The sequence below is a fragment of the Mycobacterium spongiae genome, from assembly GCF_018278905.1.
In the GTDB taxonomy this organism is placed as follows: domain Bacteria; phylum Actinomycetota; class Actinomycetes; order Mycobacteriales; family Mycobacteriaceae; genus Mycobacterium; species Mycobacterium spongiae.
Genome location: NZ_CP046600.1, coordinates 3,426,219 through 3,447,288, shown reverse-complemented (window position 1 = coordinate 3,447,288; position 21,070 = coordinate 3,426,219). Strand labels below are relative to the sequence as shown.

Annotated in this window: 17 protein-coding genes and 1 tRNA gene; 10 read left to right on the top strand and 8 right to left on the bottom strand. The window is 67.8% G+C overall.

From position 1 onward, the window contains the following. Nucleotides 1-16: 16 nt before the first annotated feature. From kasA to aceE, 5 genes are all read right to left on the bottom strand, one after another. The gene (gene kasA / locus F6B93_RS13945; RefSeq protein ID WP_211695622.1) at nt 17-1,267 is read right to left on the bottom strand and encodes a 3-oxoacyl-ACP synthase KasA; all 1,251 of its coding nucleotides are present in this window, start codon (nt 1,265-1,267) and stop codon (nt 17-19) included. Further along, nucleotides 1,264-1,611 carry a meromycolate extension acyl carrier protein AcpM gene (gene acpM, locus F6B93_RS13940; RefSeq protein WP_211695621.1) on the bottom strand — a complete coding sequence of 116 codons (348 nt, stop codon included), beginning with the start codon at nt 1,609-1,611 and terminating at the stop codon, nt 1,264-1,266. The genes kasA and acpM overlap by 4 nt, the downstream gene beginning before the upstream one ends. 74 nt (nt 1,612-1,685) lie before the next feature. Further along, complete coding sequence (locus F6B93_RS13935) at nt 1,686-2,606, bottom strand: ACP S-malonyltransferase (RefSeq protein ID WP_211695620.1); 921 nt, start codon at nt 2,604-2,606, stop codon at nt 1,686-1,688. 157 nt (nt 2,607-2,763) lie between these two features. Then, on the bottom strand, nt 2,764-4,095 hold the full coding sequence (locus F6B93_RS13930; RefSeq protein WP_246540760.1) for a PucR family transcriptional regulator: 1,332 nt from the start codon (nt 4,093-4,095) through the stop codon (nt 2,764-2,766). Nucleotides 4,096-4,168: 73 nt separating this feature from the next. Continuing rightward, entirely contained in the window at nt 4,169-6,958 is a 2,790-nt protein-coding gene (gene aceE, locus F6B93_RS13925) for a pyruvate dehydrogenase (acetyl-transferring), homodimeric type (RefSeq protein WP_211695619.1), read from the bottom strand. A gap of 187 nt (nt 6,959-7,145) precedes the next feature. On the opposite strand from aceE, the gene F6B93_RS13920 reads away from it, so the two are divergent. The 4 genes from F6B93_RS13920 (at nt 7,146) to F6B93_RS13905 (ending at nt 8,857) form a co-directional block, all read left to right on the top strand. Continuing rightward, nucleotides 7,146-7,748, top strand: a complete 603-nt coding sequence (locus F6B93_RS13920; RefSeq protein ID WP_211695618.1) for a hypothetical protein — start codon at nt 7,146-7,148, stop codon at nt 7,746-7,748. A gap of 96 nt (nt 7,749-7,844) precedes the next feature. Then, nucleotides 7,845-8,267, top strand: a complete 423-nt coding sequence (locus F6B93_RS13915) for a DUF3052 domain-containing protein (RefSeq protein ID WP_211695617.1) — start codon at nt 7,845-7,847, stop codon at nt 8,265-8,267. Next, a complete protein-coding gene (locus F6B93_RS13910) occupies nt 8,267-8,728 on the top strand; it encodes a peroxiredoxin (RefSeq protein WP_211695616.1) in 462 nt (153 codons plus the stop codon). The genes F6B93_RS13915 and F6B93_RS13910 overlap by 1 nt, the downstream gene beginning before the upstream one ends. 57 nt (nt 8,729-8,785) lie before the next feature. Beyond that, nucleotides 8,786-8,857: transfer RNA gene (locus F6B93_RS13905), tRNA-Val, on the top strand. Nucleotides 8,858-8,950: 93 nt separating this feature from the next. On the opposite strand, the gene F6B93_RS13900 is transcribed toward F6B93_RS13905, so the two are convergent. Next, entirely contained in the window at nt 8,951-12,490 is a 3,540-nt protein-coding gene (locus F6B93_RS13900; RefSeq protein WP_246540758.1) for a PE family protein, read from the bottom strand. A gap of 643 nt (nt 12,491-13,133) precedes the next feature. Here F6B93_RS13900 and F6B93_RS13895 point away from each other — a divergent pair. Beyond that, nucleotides 13,134-14,249: an epoxide hydrolase family protein gene (locus F6B93_RS13895; protein WP_211695615.1), complete on the top strand. Its 1,116-nt coding sequence runs from the start codon at nt 13,134-13,136 to the stop codon at nt 14,247-14,249. A gap of 4 nt (nt 14,250-14,253) precedes the next feature. On the opposite strand, the gene F6B93_RS13890 is transcribed toward F6B93_RS13895, so the two are convergent. Continuing rightward, a complete protein-coding gene (locus tag F6B93_RS13890) occupies nt 14,254-15,069 on the bottom strand; it encodes an oxygenase MpaB family protein (protein WP_211695614.1) in 816 nt (271 codons plus the stop codon). 138 nt (nt 15,070-15,207) lie between these two features. Between F6B93_RS13890 and F6B93_RS13885 the strand changes: the two genes are divergently transcribed. From F6B93_RS13885 to F6B93_RS13865, 5 genes are all read left to right on the top strand, one after another. Then, the gene (locus F6B93_RS13885; RefSeq protein ID WP_211695613.1) at nt 15,208-15,846 is read left to right on the top strand and encodes a TetR/AcrR family transcriptional regulator; all 639 of its coding nucleotides are present in this window, start codon (nt 15,208-15,210) and stop codon (nt 15,844-15,846) included. Between the two features lie 6 nt (nt 15,847-15,852). Then, nucleotides 15,853-16,785: an ABC transporter ATP-binding protein gene (locus F6B93_RS13880; RefSeq protein ID WP_211695612.1), complete on the top strand. Its 933-nt coding sequence runs from the start codon at nt 15,853-15,855 to the stop codon at nt 16,783-16,785. Further along, on the top strand, nt 16,775-17,572 hold the full coding sequence (locus F6B93_RS13875; protein WP_211695611.1) for an ABC transporter permease subunit: 798 nt from the start codon (nt 16,775-16,777) through the stop codon (nt 17,570-17,572). The genes F6B93_RS13880 and F6B93_RS13875 overlap by 11 nt, the downstream gene beginning before the upstream one ends. 154 nt (nt 17,573-17,726) lie before the next feature. Continuing rightward, the gene (locus tag F6B93_RS13870) at nt 17,727-19,223 is read left to right on the top strand and encodes a PE family protein (RefSeq protein ID WP_211695610.1); all 1,497 of its coding nucleotides are present in this window, start codon (nt 17,727-17,729) and stop codon (nt 19,221-19,223) included. A 95-nt stretch (nt 19,224-19,318) separates the two neighbouring features. Next, nucleotides 19,319-20,257 (top strand): cobalamin biosynthesis protein, encoded by a 939-nt coding sequence (locus tag F6B93_RS13865; protein WP_211699486.1) that lies wholly within the window; start codon nt 19,319-19,321, stop codon nt 20,255-20,257. On the opposite strand, the gene F6B93_RS13860 is transcribed toward F6B93_RS13865, so the two are convergent. Further along, the gene (locus tag F6B93_RS13860; RefSeq protein ID WP_211699487.1) at nt 20,245-21,060 is read right to left on the bottom strand and encodes an SURF1 family cytochrome oxidase biogenesis protein; all 816 of its coding nucleotides are present in this window, start codon (nt 21,058-21,060) and stop codon (nt 20,245-20,247) included. The two genes, F6B93_RS13865 and F6B93_RS13860, sit on opposite strands and share 13 nt — an antisense overlap. Nucleotides 21,061-21,070: the final 10 nt, after the last annotated feature.

Genomic DNA, 21,070 nt, shown 5'->3' with positions numbered 1-21,070 from the left:
TCACCACCTTCCTGCTTTAGTACCGCCCGAAAGCGAGTGCCACGTTGTGGCCGCCGAACCCAAACGAGTTGTTAATTGCATAACGGAAATCCGCGTAGCGGGGTTCGCCGGCGACCACGTCGAGGTCGATCTCGGGGTCCGGGGTTTCGTAGTTCAGGGTTGGCGGCACGACGCCGTCGCGCAAGGTCAACACCGTGAGTGCCGATTCGAGTGCGCCGACGGCGCCAATCGAGTGCCCCAGTGCCGACTTCGGCGCGTACACCGCGGCGTGGTCACACCCCGAGACCCGCAGGGCGTTGGCCTCGGCCGCGTCACCGATCGGGGTCGCGGTCCCGTGGGCGTTGACGTGGTCAATGTCCTTGGGCGACAGTCCGGCTAGCTCCAGCGCGCGCGTCATCGCTTGACCGGCTCGAACGCCGTCCGCGGCGGGTGCCACCATGTGGAAGGCATCCGAGGTGATACCCGCACCCATCAGCCGTGCCAACGGCTTTGCGCCCCTGGCTTTGGCGTGCTCTTCGGTCTCGATGATCATGAGCGCCCCGGCCTCGCCGAACACGAAGCCGTCGCGGTCCTTGTCGAACGGGCGCGACGCGCGCTCTGGCTCGTCGTTGCGAGTCGACATTGCCCGCATCATGGAGAACGCCGCGATGGGCAACGCTTCGATAGGTCCCTCGACACCGCCGCACACGGCGATATCGGCGTCGCCCATGACGATCTGACGCCACGCGTGGGCGATCGCCTCCGAGCCGGACGAACAGGCCGACACCGGGGTAATGACTCCGGCGCGGGCACCGAGCTGCAGACCGATCACCGCGGCGGCGCCGTTGGGCATGATCATCTGAACGGCGAGCGGGGACACTTTGCGGGGGCCGCCCTCGTTCATCAGGTCCCAGCTCTCGACGATCCGCTCGGCACCACCGAGGCCGGTACCGACCACGACGGTGAACCGGTCCGGATCCACTTCGGGGCTGCCGGCAGACTCCCATAGCTGTCCACCCAGCAATTTGCCCATCCGCTGGACATACGACATGCGCCGCATGTCCAGTCTGCCCATGTGGATGTCGATTGACTCTTTGAGGTGACCGCCGATCCTTACTGCCAGGTCAAACCTGCTGACGTATTCGTCTTCAAGGACGTGGATGCCGCTCTCGCCAGCCAACAGACCCTTCCACGTGCTCTCGATGTCCGGCGAGATCGACGTCGTCGCTGTGACGGCGGTTACCACAACGCTGGGGTAACCGCCATTAGCTGTGGAAGGCTGCCTCACTTGCTCTCTGCTTCCATCCTCGCCTTGACGTTGGCAGCGGCCTCGGGGTTCTCCGCCTCCAGCTTGGCGCGCAGCGCCTCGGCAGCTTCGGGGTTCTCTTCCTCGAGCTTCTGGATGTAGGCGACGACGTCACCGACGGTACGCAGACCAGCGAGGTCCTCGTCGGGGATCTTGACGCCGTACTTGTCCTCGGTCTGCACCGCGATCTCCACCATCGACAACGAGTCGATGTCGAGGTCGTCGACGAACGACTTCTCCGGGGTAACCTCGGACGGCTCGATACCGGTTACCTCTTCGATGATCTCGGCGATACCGGCGATGATTTCTTCCTGACTGACGGCCACAGCTTGCTTCCCTTCGTAATGTGTTGTGTATAAATCGAACTGACGTACTTTTGTTGGTCCTGGACGAACCGGCGTTACAAGCTGGCCAACTCGTCCAGATCTGCGGGTGACTTAACGGCGCGAGCCGGAATTCCCCGAAGTTCACGTTTGGCGATACCGCTGAGTGCGCCCGCCGGCGGGAACTCCACGATCGCCGTCACGGCGTGCTCACGCAGCGTCGCGTTGCACAGGTCCCAGCGCACCGGTTGGGTGAGCTGACAGACCAGAGCGTCCATCGCGGCGGCCGCGGAAGCCACCGGCTTTCCGTCACTATTGGACAACAGCATCGTGGTGGGCTCGGCGGTCGCGACGCGGGCCGCTGCTGCGGCGTAGCCCTCGAGGGCCGGAGCCATGAACTCGGTGTGGAACGCTCCGGCGACGCCGAGCGCACGCACCCTCGCCTTGGTCGGAGGGTCTTCGGCGAGCTTCTCCAACGCGGTCAGCCGGCCGGCGGCGACAATCTGGCCGGCGGCGTTGCGATTCGCGGGGACCAAGTCGAGCTGGTCGAGGCGCGCCAGCACCTCGGCCTCCTCGCCGCCGAGTACGGCGGACATGCCGGTCGGCTCGGTCGCGCACGCCTTGGCCATCTCGGCACCGCGGGTAGCGGCCAGCGCGACGGCGTCGTCGGCGGCCAGCACACCGGCGATCGCATAGGCAGCGATTTCGCCGACGGAGTGGCCCGCCACGATGGTCTTCTGGTCGAATTCCGGCCCACTGAGCAGGCCGCGCCGGGTCATTTCCTGGTGGGCCAGCAGAGTCGCCGCGACGATCAGTGGTTGGGCGATCGCCGTGTCGGTGATCTCGTCGGTCGACGCGGTGGTGCCCAGTCGGGCAAGATCCAGGCCGCTGGCCTTCGACCACGACGTAATCCGGTCCGCTGCGCCTGGCAACTCCAGCCATGGCGACAGCATTCCCTCGGTCTGAGAACCCTGTCCGGGTGCTAGCAACGCAATCACGTGTCTAAGAGAACACTGTGAAGCCGGTTTTGCGGGGTGTAACAGATTATGAACCTCGTCTTAGGTTTTTGTACACACTCCACAAAACACGTCCGTAAGCTACGTGTTTGAGACCGTCCCGCGACCTGTCATCTAAATCACTATCCTGCGGATGGCGCTACGAGGGGCCTTGCGGAGCCCCTCCGACCGGCGCCCTGACCGGCGGGGCAAGCTGGGACATCGAGGTGTTTCCGGCGATGGAAGCGGGCGGGGGATAGTTCAGTTGGCCCACGGTCGCCGCCACCCGAAGCACGTAGGCATCGCGCGGCTGGGTTGGATCGCGGCCGGTGAAGTCGGTGATCCGCTTGAGCCGGTAGCGCACTGTGTTTGGATGAACGAACAACTTTCTGGCACACGCCTCAATCGCACCGCCACAATCCAGGTAAGCGTCCAGTGTCTCGATGAGCGTTGGTCCGGCATCGGCTAGCGGCTGCATGACATCGGTGTGCAATGCCACGATCGCCGACGCGTCACCCATGAGGGCGCGTTCCGGCAGGAGTTCCCTGGCCAACACCGGCCGCGGCGCCGCGCGCCACCCGGCGACCGCGTTCATCCCCGAGATCGCCTCGCTCGCGCTGTGGTAGGCTGCGGTCAGCATGGGCGCCGTCGGCCCGATGACCACTGGGCCGTCGGCGAACGCATCGAGCAGGTCCTTGAGGAACTTGTCGGTCGGTGACAGTTGGCCGGACACGATTGCCACCAACCAGGTGCCGTGCACGTCGGTAAGCGCCGCGCGGCCGTGGCGAGCCGCGCTATCGCGAACGTCCTGACTGGCTCGCTCGCTGTCGGCGTCGCCGTCGCCGTTGGATCCGTTGCGGCCGGGCCCCGGAGTGCCCACCACCACCGTCGCTGGCGCGGTGGTGTCCCAGTTCAGCGCAGCCGCCCGGGACAGCAGCTCGGGGCCGGTGTCGCCGCGCACCACCGCGTCGACCACGCTGGCCTCCATCCGGCTGTCCCACGTGCCGCGCGCCTCGGCCGCGTCGGCGTAGGCCGTCGCAGCGGTAAAAGCCAGGTCGCGGCTGTACTTCAGGATGCCCACTGTCAGGGCGGTCAACTGCTCGTCGGACCGCGCCAGCAGGGGGACAAACTCTTCGAAGAACTCCATCGTGACCCGCACCATGTCCACTGTTTGACGCAGCGCGATTCGTCGCGTCAAGTCCTGGGGCACCAGTTCGAAAGCCTGCGCTGTGTAGCTGACGTCACTGTGCGGGTCGTGCATCCACTCGACGAAATTCACCACCGCCGTCTGCACCACCAGCGCGACGCTAGCGCGTTGGGACGCTTCCAAGTCGGCGAAGAAGGGCAACCGTTCCTGCATGGCGGAGACGGCCTGGGTGGCCAGCCGGCCGGAGTACTGCTTCAACCGCCGCAGCAGTGACTCGGGCACGGTGTCCAGCATTTCGAGCGGCGACTTTGGCCGGGTAAGCGGACCAAGCTGGTTGTCGTTCACCCCTAAAACGTACGCCAGATTTCTGGCAGATTCCGCCAAAGCGGCGTCGGTTTTTCCGAGTGTCGCTCAGGTGTCAGGCGTTGCCGGGATCCGAGGTCTGCTCGGGGGCGGCGAGTACGTCGTCGATCTGATACTGACGGGCGGCCGCCACCGGCACCGACCTCTCGATCGCGCCCTCGCCCGCCAAGGCCTCCAGCACCGCCACTACCTGCGATTCGGCGTCGGTGTTGAAGTAACGCCGCGCGGCGGGTCGGGTATCGGAAAAGCCGAATCCGTCGGTGCCCAGCGTGAGGTAGGTGGCCGGTACCCACTGTCGGATCTGCTCGGGAACCGCGCGCATCCAGTCCGAGACGGCGATCACCGGGCCGGCCACCCCTTCCAGGGCCTTCGTGACGTACGGGACGCCGGCCGGCCGCTCGGGGTGGCGCAGCTTCTGGGTTTCGACGGACACTCCGTCGCGGTTCAGCTCGCCCCAGCTGGTCACCGACCACACGTCGGCGGCAACATCCCAGTCGGCCGCCAACATTTCCGCTGCCGCCAGCGCCGCGGGCATGGACACGCCGGACGCCAGAATCTGGGCACTGTGGGTGCGTTGCTCCGTGGCGGTGTGGTAGCGGTAGATGCCCCGCAGCACGCCTTCGGGATCCAGGTTTGCCGGCTCGGGCGGCTGTACGTACGGCTCGTTGTAGACGGTGATGTAGAAGAAGATGTTCTCCGGGTTCTCGCCGAACATCCGGGCCAGCCCGCTTTCGACGATGTAGGCGATCTCGTAGGCAAACGCGGGATCGTAGGCGACCACGGCCGGGTTGGTGCTGGCTAGCAACAACGAGTGGCCATCGGCGTGCTGGAGGCCTTCGCCGGTCAGCGTGGTGCGGCCGGCCGTGGCCCCGAGCGCGAACCCGCGTGCCATCTGGTCGGCCGCGGCCCAAAAGCTGTCACCGGTGCGCTGGAACCCGAACATCGAATAAAAGATGTAGATCGGGATCATCGGCTCATGGTGGGTCGCATACGACGTGCCGGCGGCGACAAAGGAGCCCACCGACCCGGCCTCGTTGATGCCCTCGTGCAGGATCTGACCAACCGTGCTTTCCTTGTAGGCCAGCATCAGCTGGGCGTCCACGGCCGTGTACAGCTGCCCATCGCGGTTGTAGATCTTCAACGACGGGAACCAGGAGTCCATCCCGAAGGTACGCGCCTCGTCGGGAATGATCGGAACTATCCGCTTCCCAATTTCTTTGTCCCGCAGCAGTTCCTTGAATGTGCGCACCACCGCCATGGTGGTGGCGACCTCCTGGTTTCCCGATCCCTTCTTCAGCGGGGAGTAGATGTCGTGGGCGGGCAGTGTCAGCGCCTTGGACTTGGTTCGACGTTCGGGGACGAAGCCACCCAGCGCGCGCCGCCGGTCGAGCAGGTAGCGAATCTCCGGGGCATCGGCGCCTGGATGGTAATACGGTGGCAGGTAAGGGTTTTCCTCGAGTTGTTCGTCCGAGACGGGAATCCGCTGCGTATCACGAAATTCTTTAAGGTCTTCCAGCGTGAGCTTTTTCATCTGGTGTGTGGCGTTGCGGCCCTCGAAGTGCTTGCCCAGCGCGTAGCCCTTGATGGTCTTGGCCAAGATCACCGTCGGTTGTCCTTTGTGGTTCATCGCGGCGTGGTAAGCCGCGTAAACCTTGCGGTAGTCGTGGCCGCCACGCTTGAGGTTCCAGATTTCCTGGTCACTCATGTGCTCCACCAGCGCCTTCGTGCGTGGATCGCGGCCGAAGAAGTGGTCGCGCACGTACCCGCCGTTGTTGGCCTTGTAGGTCTGGTAGTCCCCGTCGGGGGTGCTGTTCATGAGGTTTACCAGCGCGCCATCGCGGTCGGCGTGCAGCAGGGCGTCCCATTCGCGTCCCCACACGACCTTGATGACGTTCCAGCCGGCGCCGCGGAAGAACGACTCCAGCTCCTGAATGATCTTGCCGTTGCCACGAACGGGGCCGTCGAGGCGCTGCAGGTTGCAGTTGATGACGAAGGTCAGGTTGTCCAGGTCTTCCAGAGCGCCGATGTGTGCCAGCCCGCGACTCTCGGGCTCGTCCATTTCGCCGTCGCCCAAGAAACACCACACGTGCTGGTCGGAGGTGTCTTTGATGCCCCGGTCATGTAGATAGTGGTTGAACCGCGCTTGGTAGATCGCGTTGAGCGGCCCGAGGCCCATCGACACGGTGGGGAATTCCCAGAAGTCGGGCATCAGGCGTGGGTGCGGGTACGACGGCAACCCACCACCCGGATGACTATGTTCCTGGCGGAAGCCATCAAGCTGCTCCGCGCTGAGGCGACCTTCGAGGAAGGCCCGTGCATAGATTCCCGGGGACGCGTGGCCTTGGATGAACACCTGGTCGCCACCGCCGGGATGTGACTTGCCGCGGAAGAAGTGGTTGAAACCGATCTCGTAGAGGGCCGCCGACGAGGCGTAGGTCGAGATATGCCCACCGACGCCCACGCCCGGTCGTTGCGCCCGATGCACCATGATGGCGGCGTTCCATCTGATCCACGCCCGATAGCGACGCTCGACGTCCTCGTCGCCGGGAAACCACGGTTCCGACTCCGTCGGGATGGTGTTCACGTAGTCGGTCGACGTCAAGGCAGGGATGGCCACCCGCTGCTCGCCGGCCCGCTCCAGCAGCCGCAGCATCAGGTAGCGGGCCCGTGACGGCCCCGACCGGTCCAGCAAGGCGTCAAAGGACTCCAGCCACTCCGAAGTCTCCTCGGGATCGATGTCGGGCAGATAGGACGCCACACCTTCACGGATCACCCGAACGCGGTCGGGTTCGCTTGCGTTGCTTGGGGTTTTGGCCAGATCGTGGCGCGCGAACTCGGTGGTCAACGCACTACTCCTCAGTCGGTGGGGCTTCTTCGTGGGCTGCTGCGCACGCAGTTGGTCTCCCTATGGTGCCGCACTGGCATACCCGCCCGACAGCCGCCGTGCGGTCACCATCGCGCGGCAGACCCTACCGCCACGAACTTGGTGTGTCCGGGGCGGTGTGGACCGCGACCCGGTAACGTCACATGTCGTGCTCATCGGATGGTGCGCCGCCTCTCGCAGGTTCGTGGGGAAGTTCCCCAGGCGAGGCGCCCTGGCGCTCGGCTGTATTTCGGTACTGCTGATGGGGTTGATCTACCTGGTGGCGGGGTGCACCAGCGTCACCGACGGCACGGCGACACCCGATACCCTGGTCGCCCCGGCCTACCGGTCCTCGGTGTCCGCATCCGCGTCGGCTTCGTCGGCGACGTCGCGTATCCGGGAGTCGCAGCGGCAACAGTCGCTGACTACCAGGGCGATCAAGGGCTCCTGCGACTCGCTTGCGACGACCAGCACAACCGCAATCGACGAGGTGAACGCCTTTGTCGCGGCGTTCAATGCGGGCCGCAGCACCGGTCCGACCGAAGGCCCCGCCATCTCTGCGCTCAACGACAGCGCCTCGGCCGTCGAGAGCAGCCTGTCCGGGGCGTTGTCGTCGGACATGCGCGACGCGCTGAACGCCTATATTGACGCGGCCCGGGCGGTGGCCAATGCGATCGGCGCCAATGCGCCGATCGCGGAGTTCAATCGGCGCGTTGATCAGCTCAACGACACCAAGACAAAGGCATTGAAACTGTGCCTGGCCGCCTTCTAAGGCGGGCGTGTGAGCGGCATTCTGGGGTTGTGGGACGATAGTGGCCATCGCAACGGTATGCCGGACAGCCTATCGGTGCCGTAAGGAGGTTCGATTGTGGTCGCGGCGGATCGCGCCCCGAACTACGCCCGCAAACTGGGCATCCAGCGAGACCAATTTGTGCAGGAATGGGGCTGGGACGAAGACACCGACGACGCCATCCGCTCAGCCGTCGAGGAAGCCTGCGGGAGTGAGCTGCTCTACGAGGACACCGACGAGGTTATCGACATCGCCCTACTGTGGTGGCGCGACGGCGACGGAGATCTGGTGGATACCTTGATGGACGCGATCGGTCCGCTCGCCGAGGACGGAGTGATCTGGGTGCTGACGCCCAAGACCGGGCGGCCTGGTCACGTGTTGCCGGCGGAGATCGCGGAGGCGGCTCCTACCGCCGGTCTGATGCCCACCTCGTCGGTGAACCTTGGCAATTGGAGTGCCAGCCGATTGGTCCAGCCGAAGTCGCGGGCTTCGAAGCGCTGATGCGCAGCGTCGGAGACGTCGCCCCTGACTTCACGCTGCGCGACCAGAATCAGCAACCGGTGGCGCTGGCTGGCTACCGTGGCGCCAAGAATGTGCTGCTGGTGTTCTTCCCGCTCGCGTTCACCGGGATCTGTCAAGGTGAGCTGGATCAGGTGCGGGACCACTTGCCGGAGTTCGACAACGACGACAGCGCGGTTCTGGCCATTTCAGTGGGTCCACCGCCTACGCACAAGATCTGGGCGACCGAGAGCGGATTCCTGTTTCCGGTGCTGTCGGACTTCTGGCCGCACGGCGCGGTGGCCCAGGCCTACGGCGTGTTCAACGACAAAGCCGGCTACCCCAATCGCGGGACCTTCGTAGTCGACCGGTCGGGAATCATTCAGTTCGCCGAAATGAAGCAGCCCGGTGAAGCCCGCGACCAGCGACTGTGGGCAGATGCGTTGACGGCCCTGCGGGCCTGAGCACGTGTGAACGTTTTGAGTGCTCGGCCTCGGGGCGTGTAGCCTGCGGCGGGCATAGGGCGCGTAGCTCAGTGGTAGAGCTCTGGTTTTACACACCAGCGGTCGGCGGTTCGATCCCGTCCGCGCCCACCGATGTTTGGCTAAGGCCTTTCGGCTAGTGGTCTGGAACCCCTTAGTCGCCGACAGGTCAACGGATGTAGCGCCGATGCATGGCGTCGAGGTTTAGGCGGCGGGTCCGCCGCCACCACCTGCACCGCCGGGGCCACCCATGCCGCCGGGGCTGCCGCCACCGGACATGCCCGGGTCACCGGGGCCGCCACTGCCCGCACCGCCGCCACCGCCGCGCCCGCCGAAACCGCCGATACTGAGATTGCTGGCGCCGCCGTCACCGCCGTTGCCGCCCTTCGCGCCGTTCCCGCCTGCCCCGGTGGTGCTGGCGCCGCCGTCACCACCGTCACCGCCGCGACCGCCTTGACTGAAGCTGCCGGCGTTGTCGCCGGCGGTACCGCCGTTGCCGCCTGCCGCGCCGTTGGCGCCGGTCCCGGTGGTGCTGGCGCCGCCGTCACCGCCGTCCCCGCCGCGACCGCCGCGACTGAAGCTGCCTGCGTTGTCGCCGCCGTTGCCGCCGTCACTGGCGGTGCCGGCGGCCCCGCTCGTCCCGTCGCTGTCGCCGCCGTTACCGCCGTTACCGCCGTCTCCGCCGATACTGTCGCTGGCGGTGTTGTCGCGGCCATCAGCGGCGAGGCCGCCATCGCCGCCGTCGCCGCCGGCGGTTCCGCCGAATCCGCCGTCGCCGCCGTCACCGCCGCTACCGCCGAAACTGCTGCCGGCGTTGGCGCCGGCGGTACCACCGTTGCCGCCCTTCGCGCCGTTGGCGCCGGTCCCGGTGGTGCTGGCGCCGCCGTTGCCGCCGTCCCCGCCGTGACCACCCTCGCTGGAGAAGGCGGCGTTGTCGCCGCCCTTGCCGCCGTCACTGGCGGTGCCGGCGGCCCCGCCTGTCCCGTCGCTGTCGCCGCCGTTGCCGCCGTTGCCGCCGCGACCGCCGCGACTGTCGCCGTTGGTGTTGTCGTCGCGGCCATCAGCGGCGAGGCCGCCGTCGCCGCCGTCGCCGCCGGCGGTGCCGCCGAATCCGCCGTCACCGCCAGAACCGCCGTCACCGCCGATGCTGCTGCGGGCGTTGGCGCCGGCGGTACCGCCGGCGCCGCCCTTCGCGCCGTTGGCGCCGGTCCCGGTGGTGCTGGCGCCGCCGTTGCCGCCGTCCCCGCCGTGACCACCTACGCTGGAGGAGCCGGCGTTGTCGCCGCCGTTGCCGCCGTCACTGGCGGTGCCGGCCACCCCGGCCGTCCCGTCGCTGTCGCCGCCGTTGCCGCCGTTACCGCCGTCTCCGCCGACGCTGGCGCCGCTGGTGTTGTCGTCGCGGCCATGAGCGGCGAGGCCGCCGTCGCCGCCGTGTCCGCCTGCGGTGCCACCGAATCCGCCGTCACCGCCGTCACCACCGCTACCGCCTTCACTGTTGCCGGCGTTGGCGCCGGCGGTGCCGCCGTTGCCGCCCGGCGCGCCGTTGGCGCCGGTCCCGGTGGTGCTGGCGCCGCCGTTACCGCCGTCCCCGCCGCGACCGCCGAAACTGCTGCCGGCGTTGTTGCCGCCGTTGCCGCCGTCACGGGCGGTGCCGGCGGCCCCGCTCGTCCCGTCGCTGTCGCCGCCGTTGCCGCCGTTACCGCCGTCGCCGCCGACACTGTTGCCATTGGTGTTGTCGTCGCGGCCGTCAGCGGCGAGGCCGCCGTTGCCGCCGTGTCCGCCTGCGGTGCCACCGAATCCGCCGTTGCCGCCGTCACCGCCGTCACCGCCGATGCTGCTGCGGGCGTTGGCGCCGGCGGTGCCGCCGTTGCCGCCCGGCGCGCCGTTGGCGCCTGCCCCGATGGTGCTGGCGCCGCCGTCACCGCCGTTACCCCCGTCACCGCCGACACTGCGGTTGCCGGCGTTGTCGCCGCCGCTGCCGCCGTCACGAGCGGCGCCCGCGGCCCCGGCGGCCCCGGTGGTGCTGGCGCCGCCGCCACCACCGTCACCCCCGTCACCGCCGATACTGTCGCCGGCGTTGCCGTCGCGGCCATCAGCGGCGAGGCCACCGTCTCCGCCGTGTCCGCCGGCCCTGGTGATGCTGGCGCCCCCGTCACCGCCGTCACCGCCGCTGCCGCCCCGACTGCTGACGGAGTTCGCGCCGGCGGTGCCGCCGTTGCCGCCCGGCGCGCCATTGCCGCCGGTCCCGGTAGTGCTGGCGCCGCCGTCACCACCGTCACCGCCACGACCGCCGGTACTGAAGCTGCCGGAGTTGTCGCCGCCGTTGCCGCCGTTACCGCCGCGACCGCCGATGCCGCCGTCACCGCTGATGGCACCGCCGTCACCGCCGTTGCCACCGTCGCCGCCGCGACTGGCGAGACTGCTCGATGGGGTGTTGTCTGGGCCGGGGGCGCCCGCGCCGCCGGCGCCGCCGGCCCCACCGTCGCCGAAAAGTCCGCCGTTGCCGCCGTTGCCGCCGTCACCGCCGATGGTGCCGGTGACAAGGCTATCGGCACCGTTGCCGCCGTTGCCGCCGTTACCCCCGGAGGTGGGAGTTTGTCCAGCTAGCCCGTCGGCGCCGACAACAGCGCTGCCCTTGCCGGCAGCGCCGCCAGGCCCGGGGACTCCGCCGTGGCCGCCGTCGCCGCCGCGACCCGCATTGATGGTGATGTCGCCGTCGGCGCCGTTGCCGCCGTTGCCGCCGACGCCACCGGAACCACCGGCACCGCCGGCGCCGAACAACCACCCACCGTTGCCGCCGGCCCCACCGACCCCACCTGCCCTGCCGTCAGTGCCAGCTGCCCCGGGGGTGGCGCCGTGATCGCCGGCGGCGCCGGTCGCGCCGGCCCCGCCAGGCCCACCGTCACCGATCAGCCCGATGGCAGTGCCGCCGGTGCCGCCGGTGCCCGCAAGCACACCCACACCGCCGATGCCGCCGGCGCCGCCATTGCCGTACACCAACCCGCCGCTACCACCGACCCCACCGCCCCCGCCGATGGAGACACCACCGGCCCCGCCGACTCCACCGCCCCCGCCATGGCCGAACAACCCCACCGCCGCGCCGCCGGCCCCACCGACACCGCCCGCGCCGCCGGTGCCCACGCCCCCGAGCCCGCCGACGCCGCCGTTGCCTAGCAGCCACCCGCCAGCCCCACCGGCACCGCCGGCCAGGCCGGTGACGCCGGAACCGCCGGCCCCGCCACGACCGCCGTTGCCGATCAACCCCGCAGCCCCGCCAGCCCCGCCGGCCTGCCCGGGTGCCCCGGATCCGCCACTGCCGCCGTTACCGAACAAGATCCCGCCGGCCCCGCCGTTGGCTCCGGTTCCGGGCGCCCCATCGGCGCCGTTGCCGATCAGCGGGCGCCCCACTAAGGCCTCGGTCGGCCCGTTGATCAGGGAGAGCACCGCCTGCAAGGGTGAGACACTGGCGGCTTCGGCGCCGGAATAGCGGGCCGCAGCCGAACTCAAACGCTGCACGAACTGTTCGTGGAACCCCGCGATCTGGACGGTGAGCTCCTGGTAGGCCTGGCCGTGGCCGGAAAACAGCGCTGCGATGCCCGCCGACACCTCGTCCTCGGCGGCGGCCACGATCGCCGTTGTCTGGGCCGCCGCGGCCGCATTGGCCGTGCTCAGCGTCAGGCCAAGCCCCGTCAAGTCCGCCGCCGCTGCCCCCATTACTTCGGGCATCGCAATCACGAACGACACGGCACACCTCCCATACCCACGTGCCGGCGTCCCAGCGAGCCCCGGGCGCACGACGCCGTCAGAGCAGACCATACATCAGGTTTTGACTGCATGGTCGATTTCGGGCGGATACGATCACCCGGACCGAAAACGCTGGGCTACAGGCTGATCGATTCGTCGGTGGGACAACTGCACCGATAGTTATCGGGCACCGAGGCGTTGTTGACCGCTGGCGCCATTGGTGTACTCGATGTGTTCTTCGATGCCACGAGCAATCCACCCCGGCGGCATTCTGGATCCTGCGCGCCGTCGATCCGGCTACGGATGAACGTGGCTGTCGACATCGGGCCGTTGGCCGCCCTCGGTACGCTTGATTTGGCAATTATTCTACGTATGCGTCAAATTCGTAGCAGAATGGACTCCGAGGGATTGCAGGGTAGCTCTGCGAGAGAGGCGGTGGCGCCGGCGGGGCCGGAGGAGCCGGGGGGCTCCTTACCGGCCTGGTCGGCGGCAGCGCCGGTCAGGGCGGCACTTGTTGATCGGCCAAACGGAATCAACGGCCCGCAAGGTCGGTGTTGGACTCGTATGGCAAGGTCGTGGGCGTGCACGAGCGATCGGGATTAGCGATCGGGATTGACGTGAGACTTGCCGATGGGCCAGCCGCATGAGGCCGTTTCGCATCAACGTCAGCGACGACGTCCTCGAAGACTTGCGGGCGCGGTTGACCCGTACCCGATGGCCGGAGGCCGAGTGCGTGGACGACTGGAGCCAGGGCATCCCGCTGGCCTATACCCGCGACCTGGCTGCGTACTGGGCCAACGACTACGACTGGCGATCGCGCGAGGCCGCGCTGAACCGATTCGACCAGTTCGTCACCGAAATCGATGGGCTGGACGTGCATTTCATCCACCAGCGGTCGCGACACGATGATGCGTTCCCACTGCTGATCACCCACGGCTGGCCGGGTTCGGTCGTGGAGTTTCATAAGGTGATCGAGCCACTGACCAACCCCACGGCCCATGGTGGACGCGCGCAAGACGCCTTTCATGTCGTCTGCCCGTCCCTTCCCGGATATGGATTCTCCGGCAAGCCCACCCATACGGGCTGGGGGGTAGAAAAGATCGCGCAGGCCTGGGAGACACTCATCGCGGACCTGGGCTATGAGCGCTACGGCGCCCAGGGCGGCGATTGGGGTGCGGCGATCACCACCCAGATCGGTCGCAACGGGGGACGGTGCGCGGCAATCCACCTCAATATGCCCATCGCCTGGCCCACGCCCGACGACCCCACAGAGGAAGAGCAGCAAGCCCTCCAGGACGCGGTCCACCACCGCGAGTGGGGCACCGGCTACTCAAAGCAACAGTCCACCCGTCCGCAGACACTGGGTTATGGCCTGGCCGATTCGCCGGTCGGACAACTGGCCTGGATCGTCGAGAAGTTCTGGGCGTGGATGGACTGCAACGGGAACCCCGAAAATGTACTCAGCCGCGACGAGCTGCTCGATAACGTCATGATGTATTGGGTGACCGGCACCGCCGCGTCCTCGGCCCGGTTGTACTGGGAAAGCATGAAGTCCTTCAAGCCGACCGGCCGTGTCGAATTGCCAACTGGCGTGGCGTCATTCCCCAAGGAGATCTTTCGGGCCTCCCGGCGGTGGTGCGAACCGAGCTACAACATCACCCACTGGACGACGATGCCGCGCGGCGGGCATTTCGCGGCATTCGAACAGCCGGAACTGTTCGTCGAAGACGTCCGGACGTTCTTTGCCGCCGTGCGCTGATGTCCTAGACGATCCGCCAGCCCCGTCGCGCGCGAAAACGCATGTCCCAGAGGTAGAGCTGATTCACCACGATCCAGGTCCGGCGGGGAATCAGCCGGTCGGCCAGCCGCAGCGCGGCCAGCAACCACTCGAAACGCCGCTGCTGAGCCTGTGACCAATCCAGCGCCATCATCGCCCGGAACTGCGGGGCCAAGAACCCGGTCGTCGCAAACAGATTGAACGGTCCAGCCAGCGCCCGCAACGGCCAGGGTAAGAAGGCCATCGAGGCTACTCCGCGCAGATGCTCACGCACCGGTGGGTCGATCTGCAGCTCGTCCAGCGAGCGTTTCCAGTAGTCGTCGAACGCGACCCGGTCCGGTGGCCACATGCGGTCTGGCACCTGCAATGTGGTTCCCAGCCGTTTCGCGTCGCGGTAGACCGTATCGGCGGTGTCGTCATCGAGCGGACCATGGAGGAATTCGTGCTGTTCAACGAAGTACCGGTACAAACACGCGGCCACCCACAACTGCAATGTGGGATCGAATGCGTTGTAGGGCACCGGGCTTGACGAGGTTGATTGCACCTGCCGGTGTACGCCGTCGATCGCGTTGCGCATCAGGTCGCGGTCGGCCTCGGTCCCGATGGTCGCAACGGCCAGGTAGGTGCCGGTGGTACGAGCCCGCTTGAACGGATGCTTGTAGACGTTGCCGCTATCCACCGGACTTTCCAGCACGCCATAGCCGACACCCGGCAGCGACAGCTGCATGATGACGTTCGCGGCCGGCAGCAACAGCCCTGCCGGGTTCACCAGGTCAGCGACCCGGGTTGCCGAGCGCTTCATCGCAGGCCTTGCCCCATGGGAACCCCATAGGAAGTAGTACACCACGTGTGCGCCGCCGCGGACCCCGCTGGAACTCTAAACAACTGTTCGATATAGTGAAACGTATGTTCAATCTGGCTGTCATGACTGGATCGGATCATGAAGACTCGGATTCGTGACGCGGCAATAGCGCTCTTCGCCGACAACGGGTTCAAGGGGACGAACATGCGCGCGATCGCTGCCAAGGCCGGTGTCTCGGCGGCCTCTGTGGTGCACCACTACGGATCGAAGGATGCCTTGGTGGTCGAGTGCGACCGTCACGTGGCGGAGATCATCCGTGAGCGCAAGCGCTCCGGCATGCGCTCAGGTCCGGGTTTTGATCCGGTTGCCGCGCTGCGCGAGGCCCGCGAGGGGCCGCCGGTGCTGCGTTATCTGGCCGTGCGGTTGGCCGACCGGTCGCCACAGGTGGCGGCACTCGTGGACGACATGGTCGCCGACGCGGCGGCGTACCTGGCCGACGGTGTCGAGTCGGGGATGATGCGGCCGACCAACTACCCGTACACGCGGGCCGTGGTGCTGACCATCTGGTCGCTGGGCGCCTTGGTGCTCCACGAACACCTCGAGCGACTGATCGGGGTCGACATCGTCAACACCCCGGAGAGCCCTACCGCGGGGTCTGCCTACGTAGGGCCGGTGCTGGAGATATTGACCGACGGGATCGTCGACCCCGACGTCGCCGCACGGATGAAGGCAGCCTTCGTCGACGAACCAACACTGACGACCGACGGGAAAGAGTGATCAACCATGACTGAGCTAGTGATTCGAACCGACGGCCTGGTCAAGAACTACGGAGACGTCCGCGCCCTCGACGGACTCGACCTTGCCGTCGAACAGGGCGAGATCTTCGGATTCCTAGGCCCCAACGGTGCGGGTAAGTCCACCACGATCCGAATCTTGCTCGATCTGTTGCGCCCGACGACAGGACGAGTCGAAGTCCTGGGGATCGCACCGGTCGACGGCGGCGCCGCGCTGCGTGGCCGCATCGGTTATCTGCCTGGTGAACTCGCCCTGCAGGGTCGGCGAACCGCGGGCGAGCTGCTGCACCATCTTGCCGCCTTGCGCGGGGGAGCGGGTGCCGAGCGGATCGCGCCGCTAGCCGAACGGTTCGCGCTTGCCCTCGACCGGCCGGTCCGCGCCCTATCCAAGGGCAACAAGCAAAAGGTCGGGGTCGTGCAGGCGTTCATGCACGAACCAGAGCTGCTGGTACTCGACGAGCCGACCAGTGGTCTGGATCCGCTCCTGCAGCGCGAGTTCCTCGATCTCGTGCTCGAGGCGCGCGAGGGCGGCGCATCGGTACTCATGTCCTCGCACATCTTGAGTGAGGTCGAGGACATCGCGGACCGGGTCGGCATCATCAGCGCGGGCCGCATGGTTGACGTCGACAACGTCGATACCTTGCGTCATCACGCCGGCCAGACGGTGGAACTGAGATTCGCCGATCGGATCGACGTCGCCGACTTCGGCGATCTGCCCGGCGTGCAGGACGCCGTCGTCAACGGCACGACACTGACGTGCGTGCTCCACGGCGAACCGGATTCATTGCTGAAACGGGCTGCCGCGCACCACGTCGTGGGTTGGAGCGCGCAGTTCCGCGAGCTGGACGAACTGTTCTTGTATTTCTACCAATTGCCCACCACCACTGCTACCAACGAGGAGGTACCCGCACATGGCCACTGAGACGACACCCGTGCTCACCGGGGTGCTGCGGGAGCAGCGTCGCCAGGTCGTTCTGTGGTGTGTGGCGCTGGCCGTGTTGAGCGCCATGTACATCAGCTTCTACCCGTCGATGAGCGGCAGCGGTGTCGACGCCCTCATCGAGAACATGCCCGAGCAATTGACCACCGCGCTGGGCTACGACCGGCTCGGGACGGCCGCGGGCTGGTTGACCTCGACGGTCTACGGCCTGGTCGGACCGGTACTACTACTGGTCTTTGCGATCGCCGCCGGGAGCCGGCTCATCGCCGGCGCCGAAGAGAGCGGCGTTCTCGAGTTGGAAGCTACCTCTGCGGTGACGCGCCGCGAGATCTTCGTGCAGCGGCTGCTCGCGCTGTGGCTGACGACGTTGCTGCTGGTCGTCGTGATCATGCTGGTCAGCTATGGTCTCGTGCTCGCGCTGGCCATGAATGTCAGCCTCGGCAATATCGTCGCCGCGTCAATAGGACTGTTCTTGCTGGTGACTGGCATGGGAACGGTCGCGTTGGCCGTGGGCGCGGTCACCGGGCGCCGAGCGGTCGCGCTCGGTGTCGCCGCGGCGCTGGCGGTGCTGGCCTACGTCTTCGACGCTCTCGGTCCCGTGGTCGGGGCCGGTTGGATGACGGCAATCTCACCGTTCTCGTGGTACCTGGACAGCGAACCCCTGGCCAACGGGTTCGACCTGCCCGGCCTGGTGCTGCTTGCGCTGATCCCGATCGTGTCTACGGCCATTGGGCTGCGACGGTTCGAGCGCCGCGACCTCATGGTCTAGCTATGGTCTAGCTCCACCTACGCCGCAGCGTGGCGACCCGGGGCAGGGCAAATGATCGACAGCAGTGCGGGTTTCGCGATCCGCCGCGCGCGCCGCCCGACGTGCCGATATCCTGCGGTTCTGACCCTTTTTGCCGTGGAAGGGAACGTCGCCCATGTCGTATGTGACCGTAGTGCCCGAAGCGCTGATGGTAGCTACGGCGGACTTGGCGAACCTGGGTTCGACGATCGGCGCGGCCAACGCGGCAGCGGCGGCCCACACCACCGGGGTGCTGGCCGCGGGTGCCGACGAGGTGTCGGCCGCAATCGCTACGGTGTTTTCCCAGCATGGCCAGGCATACCAGGCGCTGAGCGGGCAGGCGGCGGCCTTTCATGAGCAGTTCGTACAGAGTTTGAGCTCAGGCGCGGGCCTGTATGCCAGCGCCGAAGCCGCCAGTGTGTCGCCGTTGCAGTTTGTGCTCAACGTGATCAATGCGCCCACCGAGGCCTTAGTGGGGCGTCCGCTCATCGGTAACGGCGCAAACGGGGCGCCAGGCACCGGGCAGAACGGCGAGGCCGGTGGGATCTTGATCGGCAACGGTGGCTCCGGGGGCTCGGGGGCGGCCGGGATGCCGGGTGGCAACGGCGGGTCTGCGGGATTGATCGGCAACGGCGGGGCGGGCGGGGCCGGCGGGGACAACGGCCTCGGCCCAGGGGGCGCAGGCGGGATCGGCGGCAACGGCGGCTTGCTGTTCGGCGGCGGGGGAGGCGGCGGTCAAGGTGGCGGGTCGCTGGTCGAGATTGGCGGTAGTGGTGGCGCTGGGGGTAACGGTGGAGTGCTGTTCGGCAACGGCGGGGCCGGCGGCGCTGGCGGCGGGGCTGGCTTGGACGGTGCGGGAAGCGGCGGAGTCGGTGGTAATAGCGCGGTCTTCTTCGGAAACGGCGGGGTCGGCGGTCAAGGCGGGGGCGCCGGTGGCGACGGTGGGGGTAACGGTGGGGCCGGCGGCAGCTCCGGCTTGCTGTTGGGCAGCGGCGGGGCGGGTGGTCAAGGCGGTGCTGCCGGTGGTGATGGTGGGGGTGAGGGCGGGGCCGGCGGCAGCGCCAGCGTGCTGTTCGGTAGCGGCGCGCCCGGCGGTAGTGGTGGGGCGGCCGGCGGCAATGTTGGGGGCAACGGGGGGGCCGGCGGCAACGGCGGATTGCTATTCGGTGGCGGTGGCGGCGGTGGTCAAGGCGGTGGGGCCGGCGCCGACGCCGGCGGCAGCGGTGGGGCCGGTGGCAGCGGCGGCCCCCTGTTGGGCAACGGCGGGGCCGGTGGTCAAGGCGGCGGGGCCGGCGCCGATAGCGGGGGTAACGGTGGCGCCGGCGGCAGCGGCGGGGCGCTGTTCGGCAACGGTGGGTCCGGCGGCCAAGGTGGACAAGCGTCGTCCAACATCGGTGGCAACGGCGGGGCTGGCGGCATCGCTGGGTGGATCGGTACCGGCGGCAATGGCGGCTCCGGTGGGAACGCCTCCGGGGGTACCGGCGGCAACGGCGGCAGCGGCGGCAACACGGTGCTGATCGGTAGCGGGGGGAACGGCGGCAATGCCGGTCACGGGGCCACCGCGGGCTCGCCGGGCGCCGGCGGCACACCGGGAGCGCTGTTGGGCCAGCCGGGTAGGAACGGATTGCCGTAGCCGGCTGTGGACAGACCGCGCGCCACTTCGTCGCGGTTCTTGCCTCATGGGAGCGTGCCGGCGACGTGTGAGACGCTGCCGGGGTGTTTGCAGGGTTGTTGTGCCCGACTTGGCGGACCCGGAGCATCGGCGTGGTGACCGGCTACGTGGCCGACGTCGCACTGAGCGATCCGCAACGCGGGCATCCCGTGGCGTTGTTCGGCCGGGCAGCAGCGAAGGTCGAGCAGGTCACCTACCGCGACACTAGGGTCGCCGGTGCTGTGCACGTGGGCCTGCTCGTCGGTGCTGTGGGCCTCTTGGGTGCCGGCCTGGCGGGCCGTGGCCGATGCCGACCCTGGTCCATCGCCGCCACCGCGACCGCCAGCTGGATATCGCTGGGCGGAAACTCTCTGGCGCGCACCGGCTTACAGATGGCCGCGTTGCTGGAGAACGACGATGTCGACGCGGCGCGACGGCTGTTGCCGTCGCTGTGTGGGCGTGACCCGGCCAGGCTGGACGGGCCGGGCCTTGCCTGTGCCGCGCTGGAATCGGTGGCCGAGAACACCTCCGATGCCGCGGTGGCGCCGCTGTTGTGGGCCACAGCGGGCGGCGCGCCCGCTGTGCTGGTGTACCGCGCGATCAACACTCTGGACTCGATGATCGGTCACCGCTCGCCGCGCTATCTTCGATTCGGTTGGGCCGCAGCACGATTGGATGACCTCGCGAACTATGTCGGCGCGCGCGCGACAGCCGCACTGGTAGTGCTGTGTGCACCGGTCGTCGGCGGATCCTCGCGTGGCGCCGTGCGAGCCTGGCGTCGTGACGCCGCCCGCCATCCCAGCCCCAACGCCGGTGTCGTCGAGGCGGCCTTTGCCGGTGTCCTCGGTGTGCGGCTCGGCGGCCCGATCCACTACCACTACGAGCTGCAGATCCGGCCCACACTGGGTGACGGTGGGCAACCGACGGTGGTCGACCTGCGTCGTGCGGTGGTGCTGTCGCGGGTGGTGCAGGCAGCGGCAGCGGCGCTCTGCGGGATGTTCGGCTACCGCCGCTGACCGTAGCGGTCAGCAAGCTTTTCCTCCACGGTCATTGGCGCTTCGGCCGGCCGCGCCGGTTGCTTCTCGTCACGACGTGCCCGGATCTCGGAGTAGGCAAAGTAGCTCAGCCCAATCGGCGCCAGGATCCCGAACAAGATCCACTGAATACCGTAGGAAAGAAACGGCCCCGCATCCAGATGCGGAACACCGACCACGCCCAACCCGCCAGGCTGGTTCTCGACCAGTTGCAGGTACGACCCGGCCAGCGGCACCCCCGCCAACGAGGCGATTTGGGGGATGTGGATCGAATACACCTGGTCGAATCCGTCTCTGGAGAACGGGTCCTTGTCCGGCACCATCGGCTCGGAGTCGCGCAGCCGCGCGGTGATGGTCACCGTCTGCGCCGGCGCTCGGGGGATGGGCGGCACGTGCGAGCCGGGCTCGGGCCGCACGTATCCCCGGTCGACCAGGACGGTCGGTCCGCCGTCCACGACGAACGGGGTGAGTACCTCGAACATCGGGCTGCCCTCGACCACCCGAAGCCGGGCCAGCACCTGCACATCCGGCAGATACTGCCCGGTTGCCGTCACGCGGCGCCATTGCGCACTCGAAGCCGACGAATCCTGTTGCGGCAGCAAGGTGCGCAACGGTACCGGCGGGGTATTGAGGGAGTCCTCGATTTGCTGATTCGCTCGCGACGTTTGGGTGTTCTTTCCCAACTGCCACGGTGCGAGCACCATGAAGCACAAGTACGTGAACGCGATCACCACAAGTGCCAGTACTAGCCATCCCGGCCGCAGCAGGAACGCAAGCCGTGGCAGGAAGCGGCGC

Excerpts from the sequence above, each read along its gene's own strand:
- F6B93_RS13910 (WP_211695616.1), top strand. The coding sequence starts at position 8,267 with ATGCGCAGCGTCGGAGACGTCGCCCCTGACTTCACGCTGCGCGACCAG.
- F6B93_RS13895 (WP_211695615.1), top strand. The coding sequence starts at position 13,134 with ATGAGGCCGTTTCGCATCAACGTCAGCGACGACGTCCTCGAAGACTTG.
- F6B93_RS13890 (WP_211695614.1), bottom strand. The coding sequence starts at position 15,069 with ATGAAGCGCTCGGCAACCCGGGTCGCTGACCTGGTGAACCCGGCAGGG.
- F6B93_RS13885 (WP_211695613.1), top strand. The coding sequence starts at position 15,208 with ATGAAGACTCGGATTCGTGACGCGGCAATAGCGCTCTTCGCCGACAAC.
- F6B93_RS13880 (WP_211695612.1), top strand. The coding sequence starts at position 15,853 with ATGACTGAGCTAGTGATTCGAACCGACGGCCTGGTCAAGAACTACGGA.
- F6B93_RS13875 (WP_211695611.1), top strand. The coding sequence starts at position 16,775 with ATGGCCACTGAGACGACACCCGTGCTCACCGGGGTGCTGCGGGAGCAG.
- F6B93_RS13870 (WP_211695610.1), top strand. The coding sequence starts at position 17,727 with ATGTCGTATGTGACCGTAGTGCCCGAAGCGCTGATGGTAGCTACGGCG.